Source organism: Zoogloea dura (genome assembly GCF_012927165.1).
Lineage (GTDB): Bacteria > Pseudomonadota > Gammaproteobacteria > Burkholderiales > Rhodocyclaceae > Zoogloea > Zoogloea dura.
This window is the reverse complement of sequence record NZ_JABBGA010000013.1, coordinates 57,952-69,756: the sequence shown is the minus strand read 5'-3', so window position 1 is coordinate 69,756 and position 11,805 is coordinate 57,952. Positions and strand designations below refer to the sequence as shown.

Genomic DNA, 11,805 nt, shown 5'->3' with positions numbered 1-11,805 from the left:
GGCGGGGCATTACCCCTGCCGCGAGCCCTTCCGCCACAGCGGCGCGAGGGCCAGCAGCCCGAGCAGCGGCCCCGGCAGCAGCAGCCAGGCCACCTGCTCGTGGGCCTGGGGCCACAGGCGGGTGGTGAGGGCGATGGAGACCATGGTGATGGCGAAGCCGATGGCGTTCTGGAAGGCCAGGGCGCTGCCGACGATCTCCGGTGGGCAGGCGCGGGCCGACAGGGCCGAGAAGTGGGGCGAGTCGGCCACCACGCTGGCGCCCCACAGCAGCATCACCGCCGCCAGCAGCCACTGCGGCGCGCCGGCCAGCAGGGGATAGACGGCGCAGCAGGCGGCCGACAGGGCCAGGGCGATGGCGGCGACGCGGGCGCTGCCGATGCGCCGGCTGGCGAAGCCGCCCAGCACGCAGCCGGCGGCGCCGATGCCGATCACAGCAAAGGCCGGGCCAGCCGCCTTGCCGGTACTGACGGCGCCCACCAGCAGGGGCACCAGGGTCCAGAAGGCATACAGCTCCCACATGTGGCCGAAGTAGCCCAGGGCGGAGGCCCTGAAGCGGGGTTCGCCGAAGGCATGCAGCACCCGCCCGAGGCGCAGGGACGGGGTGCCGGGCTTGCGTTTGAGATGAGGGCCGTCGCCGAGGCGGGCGATCAGCACGGCGGCGAGCAGGGCAAGGCCGGAGGACACCAGCACCGTGCCCTGCCAGCTCCAGCCGGTGTCCAGGAAGCGCACGCCGTGGGGCAGGGCGGTGCCCAGGGTGAGCATGCCCACCAGCCAGGCCAGGGCTGGCCCGGCCTGCTCCGGCACCCAGCTGACCACCAGCTTCATGCCCAGCGGGTAGACCCCGGCCAGGGCGAAACCCACCGCGAAGCGGAAGACCATGGCCTCACCCAGCCCCCCGGCGAGCAGCGCAAAACCCGCGTTGGCCGCGGCCCCCAGCACGGCGCAGACAGCAAAGATGCGGCTGGCCGGGAAGCGGTCGGCCAGCCCGGTGAGGGAGAAGCTCAGGGTGCCCAGGATGAAGCCCAGCTGCACGGCATTGGTGAGCTTGCCCAGGTCGGCCGGCAACAGCTGCCAGGCCCGCATCAGGTCATCCCCGGCCGCGTTGGCGGAGAACCACAGGGAGGTACCGAACAGCTGGGCGAGGACGATGAGGGGCAGTGCGGGCAGGCGCATGGATGTCTCCTCCGGCGGCAGGCTTGGGCCCGCTCTGTGGAATGGTTGTGCGGCGTCGGCGGGGCGGCCCCGCGGTTCAGCCGGGGCGTCGCCCCATCGCCTCGCCCATGCGGATGGCGCGGGCGGGGGCCCAGTCGGGATTGAAGGTGAGGCGCTTCTTGGGGAAGAGCATCACCACCGTGGAGCCGAGCAGGAAGCGGCCCATCTCGTCGCCCTTCTTGAGGGACACCTGGCCGGGGGCGTAGTCCCACTCGCGGATCTTGCCGGGCCGCGGCGGGTTGACCACGCCGTGCCACACGGTGGCCATGCTGCCGACGATGGTGGCGCCCACCAGCACCAGCACGAAAGGGCCGATCTCGTCGTTCTCGAACACGCACACCACCCGCTCGTTGCGCGCAAACAGACCGGGTACGCCGCGGGCCGTGGTGGGATTCACCGAGAACAGGGCGCCGGGCACGTAGATCATGCGGGTCAGGCGGCCGTCGCAGGGCATGTGGATGCGGTGGTAGTCACGCGGGCTGAGGTAGAGGGTGGCGAACTCGCCGTCCTGGAACTGGATCGCCAGGTCCCGGTCACCGCCCACCAGGGCGTGGGTGGAGTAGTCGTGGCCCTTGGCCTGGAAGATGCGGTCCCGGTCGATGCGCCCGAACTGGCTGATGGCGCCATCGACCGGGCACAGGAAGTCGGCATCCGCCAGGGGCCGGGCGCCCGGGCGCAGGGCGCGGGTGAAGAATTCGTTGAAGCTCGGGTAGGCGGCGATCTCCGGCTCGGCCGCTTCCGCCATGTTGACCCCGTAGCGCCCCACGAACCAGCGGATCACCCCGGTGGTGAGCCCGCCGGCCCGGGCGCTGGCCAGCTTGCCGGCCAGCACGGTGAGGGCCTGCTTGGGGATCAGGTATTGGGGAAGGACTTTGAGGCGCTCGGACACGGTGAGATCCAGGAATGGGAAGCGCCGGATTATAGCCGGCTCCTCCTAGCGCGTCGGAAAGCCGGCCTCCTCGATGGCTGCGCGGATGTCGCCTTCCGACACCATGGGGGTGTGTTCGATCTCGGCCTGGCCGGTTTCGAGGGAGATGTCCACGTAGCCGATGCAGGGCAGGTCCTGGATGGCATTCATGACGGTGCGCAGGCAGTCGTCGGACTGCATGCCGGTGATGACGAGGTGGGTGGTGGGCATGGCGGGGGCTCAGCGGGAAGTTGAAGGGGCGATCGGGAAGAACCGATCGTAGGTCAGGTTGAAGCCGAAGGCATAGACCATGTAGGCGAGGGCCAGGCCCACGTCGGCGATCAGCGCGTCGAGCCAGGGCATGCCGGTCCACAGGGCGATCACGGGCAGGGTCATGAGCAGCAGGCCGCCCTCGAAGCCGACGGCGTGGAGGGCGCGCAGGCGCCACGGGCGGTGGTCGGCGGTGCGCCCGGTGAGGCGCCCCTCGATCCAGTCGAAGCCGGTGTTGTAGGCGGCGTTCCAGAGGGCGGCGATGAGCGCCAGTACCAGCAGCAGCGCGGCGGATTCGGCCACCGGAACGCCCGACAGCCAGACGAAGGGTGGGCAGATCAGCAGCAGGCCACCGATCTCGAAGAGGGCAACCTGGCGCAGCCGGTCGACGAGGCTGCGCTGGGGGGGGAGGGGCGAGGCGGACATGAGTGCGGGACGTGATGCGGAAGCGGATGGACCGTGGATCTGGGACGGAGTTTAACGCGGGGGAGGAAGCCGTTAAACTGCGTGGCCTGAGGGCTTTGCCCACTTTTGTCTTATCTGGTCCACCCGGCCCACCACCACCGTGCCCCCGACGCCCCTGCCCAGCCCGTCCTTCCTGCTGCAATGCCACCCCGATGGCGCCGACCCCTGCGTGGCCGCCATCTGCGTCAGTCTTGATCGGCGCCCGGACGGGGGGCTGGCTCTGGCCTGGCGCCTGGAGGGCAGCATGGACGGCCTGCGGGTGCCGGAGCCCGGCAGCGCGCTGCCTCGCGAGCGCCTGTGGGCCCACACCTGCTGCGAGCTGTTCGTGGCGCCGGAGGGCGGCGAGGCCTACCGGGAGTTCAACTTCTCGCCCGGCGGCCAGTGGATGGCCTTCGATTTCTCCGCCTACCGCCAGCGTGCCGCAGATCCGCAGCTGCCCGCGCCGCGGCTCAGCCTGGGCCGCGAGAAGGCCGCCCTGACCCTGACGGTGGCGCTGCCTGCCGCCTGCCTGCCGGCTGGAGAATGCCGCCTGGCACTGAGCGCGGTGGTGGAACTGGCCGACGGCAGCCACCGCTACTGGGCCCTGCGGCATCCGCCGGGCCGCCCCGATTTCCACCACCGCGATGGCTTTGCCCTCGTTTTGAAAGGTCCGACTCCATGATCCAGTTCGGTCTCGACCGCCTCCTTGCCGATCCCGCCCTGCGCCGTCCGCTGGCCGGCAAGCGGGTGGCCCTGCTGGCCCACCCGGCCTCCGTCACCCGTGACCTGACCCATTCCCTGGATGCCCTGGCGGCGCTGCCGGACATCCACCTGTCGGCGGCCTTCGGCCCCCAGCACGGCCTGCGCGGCGACAAGCAGGACAACATGGTCGAGTCGCCGGACTTCTTCGATCCGGTGCATGGAATCCCGGTGTTCAGCCTGTATGGCGAGGTGCGCCGCCCGACCGCGCCGATGATGGACCGCTTCGACGTGCTGCTGGTGGACCTGCAGGACCTGGGGTGCCGCATCTACACCTTCATCACCACCCTGCGCTACGTGCTGGAGGCCGCCGCCCACCACAAGAAAGCGGTGTGGGTGCTGGACCGCCCCAACCCGGCCGGCCGGCCGGTGGAGGGCACCCTGCTGCAGCCGGGCTGGGAGAGCTTCGTCGGGGCCGGGCCGCTGCCGATGCGCCACGGCCTCACCATGGGCGAGCTGGCGCGCTGGTTCATCGCCACCCTCAAGCTCGACGTGGCGTGCGAGGTGATCACCATGCAGGGCTGGGATCCCCATGTCGGGCCGGGCTACGGCTGGCCGGCGGGTGAGCGGAGCTGGGTCAATCCCAGCCCCAACGCCCCCAACCTGTCGATGGCGCGGGCCTACGCGGGCACCGTGATGCTGGAGGGCACGACTCTGTCGGAAGGGCGCGGCACCACCCGGCCGCTGGAGCTGTTCGGCGCGCCGGACATCGACGCCCGCCAGGTGATCGCCCACATGCAGGCCTTTGCTCCCAGATGGGTGGCGGGTTGCCGCCTGCGTGACTGCTGGTTCGAGCCGACTTTCCACAAGCACGCCGGCAAGCTGTGCAACGGGGTGCAGATCCACGTGGAGGATCCGGCCCACTACGACCACGCGGCCTTCCGGCCGTGGCGCCTGCAGGCCCTGGCCTTCAAGGCGATCCGCCACCTGAATCGGGATTACCCGTTGTGGCGCGACTTTCCCTACGAGTACGAGCACGACCGCCTGGCCATCGACCTGATCAACGGCTCGGAGATTCTGCGGGAGTGGGTTGATGACGCTACCGCCCGTCCGGGTGACCTGGACGCGCTGGCACTGGCGGATGAACGGGCCTGGGGCGAGGCCCGCCAGCCCTTCCTGCTGTATCCCTGACTTTCCTTGTGGTCAGGCTGTGCCTGACTGGCCGGACAGGATGATTACCGCCCGGCGTCGCCCGCCGGGCCGAGCCACTGCAGCAGCTTGGTGAAGAACTGCTGGATGTCGATGGGCTTGGCGATGAAGTCGTTCATGCCGGCTTCCAGGCAGCGTCTGCGGTCTTCGATGAAGGCGTTGGCCGTCATGGCTATGATGCGCGGGCCGTCAGGGCCCTTCAGCTGGCGGATCCTGCGGGTTGCCTCCAGGCCGCCCAGGCGCGGCATCTGGATGTCCATCAGGACGAGGTCGTAGTTGTTGCTGCGGACGTGCTCGATGGCTTCTTCCCCGTCGTTGGCCACATCCACCGACAGGCCGGCGTCATTGAGGAAGTAGCGGGCGATTTCCCGGTTGGTGGCCTCGTCTTCGACGATCAGCACGTGCTTGCCCGCATGGCGTGCGCGCAGCTCGGCAAGCAGGCGTTCTTCGTCTTCATTCCCGGCGCTCTGGCGCGCGAGTCCTTCCTTCCCCCGGCTCAGGCGGGCGGTGAACCAGAAGGTGCTGCCGGCGCCGGGCGTGCTCTCCACGCCAGCGTCGCCGCCCATCAGGCGGGCGAGCTTGCGGGTGATGGCGAGACCGAGCCCCGTGCCGCCGTACTGGCGGGTGGTCGAGTTGTCGGCCTGTTCGAAGGCCGAGAACAGGCGGGCCAGGACGGCCGGCGCGATGCCGATCCCGGTGTCCTGCACCTCGAAGTGGATCAGCGCGTCGTGGGGGGTCTCCTCCAGCAGGCGGGTCCGGATGAGCACCCGGCCGCGCTCGGTGAACTTGATGGCGTTGGTCACGTAGTTGAGCAGACACTGCTGCAGGCGGGTGGTGTCGCCCTCGAGCCCCTCGGGCAGCAGCTCGGCCTCGGTGACCAGGGCGAGCTGCTTCTCGGTGGCGCGCTGGCGCACCATGGTGCCCACGTTGGCGAGGATCCGCGGGATGTCCACCGGCTGGAATTCCAGCTCGAACTTGCCGGCCTCGATCTTGGACAGGTCGAGGATGGCGTTGATGATCTCCAGCAGGTGGTCGCCGGCGTTCTGCAGCTTGCCCAGCTGCTCGGCCTGCTGGCGGGTCAGGCCGCCCCGCTGGATGAGATAGGCCATGCCGGTGATGGCGTTGAGCGGGGTGCGGATCTCGTGTGACATGTTGGCCAGGAACGCGCTCTTGGCGAGGTTGGCCGCTTCGGCGGCCTCCTTGGCGCTTTCCAGCTCGCGGGTGCGGATCACGACGAGTTCTTCTAGGGTGTCCCGCTGGCCGGCGAGCTGCATCTGGGCCAGGCGGCCCTCGGTGATGTCGGCGAAGCTGCCGAGGATGCGGGCGGGCTGGCCGGTGTCGTCCCAGGCCACGATACGGCCCCGATCGCGGACCCAGATGACATCCCCGGTTTTCTTGACCAGCCGGTGTTCGGAGAAGTAGTCACGGATGTCGCCGCGGCGGATCTTGTCGACTCTTTCCATCACGGTCGGGCGGTCTTCGGGGAGGACGAAGTCGAAGAAGCCTTCGTAGGTCGTCGGCACCTCGTCCGGAGGGTAGCCGAGGGTCAGGTACCACTGCTGGTTATGACTGACCCGGTTGGCGGGGAGGTCCCAGTCCCAGACCCCTTCCTGGATTACGGTGAGCACGTCCTGCAGGCTCTTTTCGCTGTCGCGGGCCTGTTGCTCGGCCTTCAGTCTCTCGGCCAGTTCGTGTTCGAGGCTCTGGTTGGCGTGGCGCAGCTCTTCGGTGCGCTCAAGCACGGTCTGCTCGAAGCGCGTGGTGTGGCGGTCGAGGGCACGCATCAGGTGGATCACCCGGAAGTCGCCTTCGATGAGGGTTCTGAACTGGGCCAGCAGGGCCTGGTGGGGTTCATCGACGGACAGGGGAGCCGCGCTGATGAGGCTCAGCACCCCGAACAGGCTGCGGTCGGGCCACAGCAGGGGCAGGCCGAGGTAGCCGCGTATCGGTGGGGCGTCGCCGGCCTGCACCTTCCAGTAGGGGTCGAGCTGCGCGTCGGGTACGTGGAGGGCGCGCTTGCTGGCGACGACCCCCGCCGTGAAGACGTCTCCCTTGATAAAGGGCTGGCTGGAGCCAGGTGTCCGTTCGGCGAGTGGCCCGCTGGCCAGCAGGCAGCTGCAATCCCCGGACGCGGGCGTGCTCATCAGGGTTGCGGACGTGTCGTTCAGGCGGGCGGCGAGGTCGACCACCTCCTGCCATTTGTTCAGGTAATGCGCTGGAACGGCGGCAGGGCGGGGCGGGTCTTGGCTCACGTCGTGCGTTTTCTGCTGGGGTCAGTGCGGCCTGCTGAGTTGGGCCAGGATGGTCTCCACCTCCGCGCTGATCGAACGGGTGCGCTCGTCGATCAGGGTGGGGTCGAGGGCGCCGTGCCAGATCATCGAGAAATCGGCCTCGATGAGGGCCTTGATCTTCCAGAGGGCTTCCTGTGCTTCCGCCGAATACTGCCGTGCCCGGGCGTCGAGTACGCAGACGGTGCCGAAGATGGAGTCGTCGGGCCAGACGAGCGGCACGCCCAGGTAGTTGATCATGTTCAGCTTGATGTCGGGGTTGTCGCTCCAGGCCGGGTCGCTGAGGGCGTCGGGGATCTCGAGCAGGGCCCTGCTGGCCATGACGGTCTCGCAATACAGGCCGGTGCCGAGGTCGGCCTTTTCGTGTTCTTCGTAGGGGTTGCCGGTGCTCAGGCTGGAGAGGAGTACTTCGATCTGTTCGGGCCATACCCGCATGACAAGGGCTGCCGGCACGTCGAGGGCTTTGGCCACCTCATCGAGGGTGTGCTGCCACTTCTTGAGGAAGCCGGGGGGGACTTCATGCATGGAGTAGTCGATCATCGCTGATAAGCCCGTTGAACCCTTTTTTAACACTATACCCATTTTGGCCAGTCTTCAAACCGGGGGCCGGTAATAAGGCACGTGCGCGTGCAGATGATGTTTTCCTGGCGTCGATGGCGGGGGGAGATGAAAAAGGGCGCCACGGGGCGCCCTTGAGATGCGTGGCCGGGGTGGTTCAGGCCACGGCCTTGAGGGTGACGCTGGCGTCCACCTTGCCGATGATCTTTTGCAGGCCATGCCGGGTCGCCGTGTTGATGACCAGCGGAGCCATGACGTTGGCGCGCACCGGCTGCTCGCCGGGCTCTCCGGGGCTGACGATGAGGAGCAGGCTGGCGTCGTCGGAGTTGCTCAACTGCAGGGCTGCCACTTCGTCATCACTCAGGGAAAACTCGTAATTGAGGCCGAGCACATCGGGAGTGGTTACGTTGAAGGCCACTTCCGGGTCGTCCAGGCACTGCAGCACGAACAGGGTGGGCGACTCCACTTCCTCCGAGTGAAGCAGGGTGAACTGGCGGCAGGCTTCGAAGCCGGGCAGGCCGCTCGGGAAATTCAGGATGCGATCGGCGGAGACGTCCACCTCGCCGACGATGGGACTGGTGATTTTCATGGTTTTTTCCCCTTTGAAATGGTGCTATCAGCCGGAACGGGTGCCGGCTCCCGAAGCAAGTTTCCTCCCATCATAGACGGGGCAGGGGGGATTGGCCCTGTGAACTGAGGGGGCTTTTGGGTCCATTCCTGGAATGAAGGGGGGCGTAAACGCCGATGGGGCGCCCGCAGGCGCCCCATCGGCGTGGAGCCGGTGCTACTTACCGGTCGCGGTTGAAGGTGCGACCGGCGCGCGGCTTGCCGGCGAATTCACCGCTACGGCCGCCACCGAAGCCGCCACCGCTGTTCTGGTGGTTGGAGCTGCGCTTGGCGACGTGGGGGAACTCGGTGCGGTGCTCGGGGTGACGCGGGGCAGCGTCGGCACGGCGGGGGGCTGCGTCGCGGAAGTCGCGGCGCCCTTCGCCCTGGCCGGCCCAGGGGCTGGCCGGACGGCTGTCGTCACGGCGCGGTTCCCGGTCGAAACGGCCGGCACCGCCGCCGAAACCGCTGGCGGGACGCTTGTCACCAAAGCCGCCGGAGGAGGGGCGCTTGTCGCCGAAGCGGCCGCCACCGTTGCCGCCGAAGCCGCGGCCGTCACGACGCGGGCCGCCAGGGCGGCGATCGTCGGCCGGCATGGTGCTGCGCGGCTCAAGGCCGGGCATGGTGTGCACGGCCAGGGGCTGGCGGGTGTAGCGTTCGATGGCGCGCAGCAGGCGCACATCGCGGCGTTCGGCCAGGCTGATGGCGATGCCGTTGGAGCCGCCACGGCCGGTGCGGCCGATGCGGTGCACATAGTCGGCCGCAACCTTGGGCAGGTCGTAGTTGATCACGTGGCTGATCGTGCGCACGTCGATGCCGCGGGCGGCCACGTCGGTGGCGATCAGCACACGCAGATGGCCGCGACGCAGCTGGTCGAGGGTGCGGGTGCGCATGCGCTGATTCATGTCACCGTGCAGGGCTGCCACGGAGTGACCCTGGGATTCCAGGTTCAGGGTCAGGGCATCGGCGTCACGCTTGGTGGCGGTGAATACGATGGCCTGATCGACGCCGACGTCACGCAGGATGCCGTCGAGCAGGCGGTTCTTGTGGCTGATGTCGTCGGCCACAAGCAGGCGCTGTTCGATGTTCTCGTGACGGGTCTGGGCCGAGTCGATCTCGATGCGCTCAGGGTCCTTCAGCAGGCGCTGCATCATGCGGGCGACCTGGCCATCGAGGGTGGCGGAGAAGAACAGGGTCTGACGGTTGGCCGGCAGCTTGGCGACGATGGCCTCGATGTCTTCCACGAAACCCATGTCGAGCATGCGGTCGGCTTCGTCGAGGATCAGGATTTCCAGGCGGCCGAAGTCGATGCGGCCACTGTTCATCTGGTCCATCAGGCGGCCGGGAGTGGCCACCAGGATTTCGTAGGGGCTGGACAGCAGCTTGTTCTGCACCGGGTAGGGCATGCCGCCGACCACGCTGACGGCCTTGGCGTAGCGCAGGTTCTTGCCGTAGCGCTTGGTGGCGTCGGTGACCTGCACGGCCAGTTCGCGGGTGGGAGTGAGCACCAGCACGCGGGGACCGCGGGCCTTGAGCGGGGACTCGATGGTCAGACGCTGCAGGGAGGGCAGCATGAAGGCTGCGGTCTTGCCCGAGCCGGTCTGGCTGGAGACCACGAGATCCTTGCCGGCAAGTGCGGCGGGGATGGCGGCCAGCTGGACGGAGGTGGGTTCGGTATAGCCGGCTTCGTTAACGGCTTTGACAATGTGCTCGGACAGGCCGAGGCTGGCGAAATCCATGTTCGCTTCCTTATATCTTGTGGCAGGTGCGGTTCCCGCGAGAAAAAACGGCAACGTTCCGCTGCGCAGAGATGCGCGCGGAACAGGGGCGACCCTGAAGCTGCCAGGCTGGCATATCGGCACTAACCGATCAGGGGCACCTCTCGTCTGGTACGGGAGATATGAAGAGGGTCAGGGACGATGTGACTTGGTGTAACCGCTTTACACCAGATTGACCACTATAAATGGAAACACGAGGACACACAAGGAAAATGTTGCGCCGCAAAATGGCGATGTGACGCTGTGCCGCGTTTTGCAGGACGGGGTATAGACACAGTAATTGACATGATCGACCGAGGCGGTAACTTGAAAGCCCGGCTCACCCCGGTCACTCTTCATCCCTCACACACAAAGGAACTGACGATGCGTTTCGACAACAGCAGGGAAAGCGACAACATCGAGGATCGCCGGGGCGGCGGGGGTGGTCTGCCGATCGGCGGCAAGAGCATCGGCCTCGGGACCATCGTGCTGGCCTTGGTGGCGATGTACTTCGGTGTCGATCCGAGTGTGGTGCTGAACCAGGCGGCGCTGTCACCGTCGCCGCAGGCCGAGACCCGCTCCGCGGCGCCGCCGGCGAACGACCCGGAAACCCGCTTCGTGCGCCAGGTGCTGGGCGAGACGGAGGATACCTGGCAGCAGATCTTCAAGCTCAATGGCCGCGACTACGTGGCGCCGACCCTGGTGCTCTTTTCCGGCTCGACGCCGACCGCCTGCGGTACAGGGCAGGCCGCGATGGGGCCCTTCTACTGTCCGTCGGACCAGAAGGTGTATATCGACCTGTCCTTCTACCAGGAGCTGAAAAGCCGCTTCAAGGCGCCCGGCGATTTTGCCCAGGCCTACGTGATTGCCCACGAGGTCGGCCACCATGTGCAGAACCTGCTGGGAATCTCCTCCAAGGTGATGGCGGCCCGCAGCAGGGCAAGCGAGAAGGAGTCGAATGCCCTGTCGGTCCGGCTGGAGCTGCAGGCGGACTGCCTGGCGGGCGTGTGGGCGCAGAACGCGGACAAGGCCCGCGCCATCCTCGAGGTGGGCGACGTGGAAGAGGCTCTGCGCGCCGCCACAGCCATCGGTGACGACGCCCTGCAGAAACAAGCCAAGGGCTTCGCGGTGCCGGACAGCTTCACCCACGGCAGCTCGGAACAGCGGGTGCGCTGGTTCAAGCGCGGCATGGAGAGCGGTCAGCTGGGGGCCTGCAACACCTTCCAGGCCAAGATGCTGTAAACGGCGGCGGGCTGGCCCTTCCGCACGAAGGCCGGCCCGCCGGGGTGCCACAGCGAAAGGATCAGCCGGCCAGCCTGGCGAAGGCTTCGATCACTTCGGGCGGTGCCTGGACCAGCTCGACCAGCACGCCTTCACCGCCGATGGGGAATTCTTCGTTGCCCTTGGGGTGGAGGAAGGTGATGTCGTAGCCGGCGGCGCCCTTGCGGATGCCGCCCGGCGCAAAGCGCACGCCGTTGGCGCCGAGCCATTCGACGGCCTTGGGCAGGTCGTCGATCCACAGGCCGACGTGGTTCAGTGGTGTGGTGTGGACGGCGGGTTTCTTCTCGGGGTCGAGGGGTTGCATCAGGTCCACTTCGACCTTGAACGGGCCCTTGCCCATGGCGGTGATGTCCTCGTCCACGTTCTCGCGTTCCGACTTGAAGGTGCCGGTGACTTCGAGGCCGAACATGTCCACCCACAGGGTGCGCAGGCGATCCTTGGACGGGCCGCCGATGGCGATCTGCTGGACGCCGAGAACTTTGAATGGTCTTGTCATGATTTGGGTTTCCCTCCTAAAGGAGGCGCCATTTTACGGGACGATGCGGTGGCGTAGGGTCTGTGTCGGCCGCATTGG

Annotated in this window: 12 protein-coding genes; 3 read left to right on the top strand and 9 right to left on the bottom strand. The window is 67.6% G+C overall.

Annotated elements, in window-relative coordinates; all coding sequences use genetic code 11:
- Positions 1 to 9: 9 nt before the first annotated feature.
- The 4 genes from HHL15_RS15740 to HHL15_RS15725 form a co-directional block, all read right to left on the bottom strand.
- Entirely contained in the window at positions 10 to 1,173 is a 1,164-nt protein-coding gene (locus HHL15_RS15740; protein WP_206198801.1) for an MFS transporter, read from the bottom strand.
- 76 nt (positions 1,174 to 1,249) lie between these two features.
- Complete coding sequence (gene asd, locus HHL15_RS15735) at positions 1,250 to 2,101, bottom strand: archaetidylserine decarboxylase (RefSeq protein ID WP_169146740.1); 852 nt, start codon at positions 2,099 to 2,101, stop codon at positions 1,250 to 1,252.
- Between the two features lie 45 nt (positions 2,102 to 2,146).
- A complete protein-coding gene (locus HHL15_RS15730) occupies positions 2,147 to 2,350 on the bottom strand; it encodes a heavy-metal-associated domain-containing protein (protein WP_169146739.1) in 204 nt (67 codons plus the stop codon).
- 9 nt (positions 2,351 to 2,359) lie between these two features.
- The gene (locus HHL15_RS15725) at positions 2,360 to 2,815 is read right to left on the bottom strand and encodes a PACE efflux transporter (RefSeq protein WP_169146738.1); all 456 of its coding nucleotides are present in this window, start codon (positions 2,813 to 2,815) and stop codon (positions 2,360 to 2,362) included.
- A 139-nt stretch (positions 2,816 to 2,954) separates the two neighbouring features.
- Here HHL15_RS15725 and HHL15_RS15720 point away from each other — a divergent pair, with 139 nt between their 5' ends.
- The gene (locus HHL15_RS15720) at positions 2,955 to 3,515 is read left to right on the top strand and encodes a DOMON-like domain-containing protein (RefSeq protein WP_328825052.1); all 561 of its coding nucleotides are present in this window, start codon (positions 2,955 to 2,957) and stop codon (positions 3,513 to 3,515) included.
- Positions 3,512 to 4,723 carry an exo-beta-N-acetylmuramidase NamZ family protein gene (locus tag HHL15_RS15715; RefSeq protein WP_169146737.1) on the top strand — a complete coding sequence of 404 codons (1,212 nt, stop codon included), beginning with the start codon at positions 3,512 to 3,514 and terminating at the stop codon, positions 4,721 to 4,723. The genes HHL15_RS15720 and HHL15_RS15715 overlap by 4 nt, the downstream gene beginning before the upstream one ends.
- Positions 4,724 to 4,767: 44 nt before the next feature.
- Here HHL15_RS15715 and HHL15_RS15710 read toward each other — a convergent pair whose 3' ends face one another.
- From HHL15_RS15710 to HHL15_RS15695, 4 genes are all read right to left on the bottom strand, one after another.
- Positions 4,768 to 6,993, bottom strand: coding sequence for a response regulator (locus tag HHL15_RS15710; RefSeq protein WP_169146736.1), 2,226 nt, complete (start codon positions 6,991 to 6,993; stop codon positions 4,768 to 4,770).
- A gap of 21 nt (positions 6,994 to 7,014) precedes the next feature.
- Complete coding sequence (locus tag HHL15_RS15705; RefSeq protein ID WP_169146735.1) at positions 7,015 to 7,554, bottom strand: GAF domain-containing protein; 540 nt, start codon at positions 7,552 to 7,554, stop codon at positions 7,015 to 7,017.
- Positions 7,555 to 7,744: 190 nt separating this feature from the next.
- Entirely contained in the window at positions 7,745 to 8,176 is a 432-nt protein-coding gene (gene fliW, locus HHL15_RS15700; RefSeq protein ID WP_169146734.1) for a flagellar assembly protein FliW, read from the bottom strand.
- Between the two features lie 199 nt (positions 8,177 to 8,375).
- Positions 8,376 to 9,932, bottom strand: a complete 1,557-nt coding sequence (locus HHL15_RS15695; RefSeq protein WP_206198800.1) for a DEAD/DEAH box helicase — start codon at positions 9,930 to 9,932, stop codon at positions 8,376 to 8,378.
- Positions 9,933 to 10,334: 402 nt separating this feature from the next.
- Between HHL15_RS15695 and ypfJ the strand changes: the two genes are divergently transcribed.
- Positions 10,335 to 11,192, top strand: a complete 858-nt coding sequence (ypfJ, locus tag HHL15_RS15690) for a KPN_02809 family neutral zinc metallopeptidase (protein ID WP_169146733.1) — start codon at positions 10,335 to 10,337, stop codon at positions 11,190 to 11,192.
- Between the two features lie 61 nt (positions 11,193 to 11,253).
- Here ypfJ and HHL15_RS15685 read toward each other — a convergent pair whose 3' ends face one another.
- Positions 11,254 to 11,730 (bottom strand): VOC family protein, encoded by a 477-nt coding sequence (locus HHL15_RS15685; RefSeq protein WP_169146811.1) that lies wholly within the window; start codon positions 11,728 to 11,730, stop codon positions 11,254 to 11,256.
- Between the last annotated feature and the right edge of the window lie 75 nt (positions 11,731 to 11,805).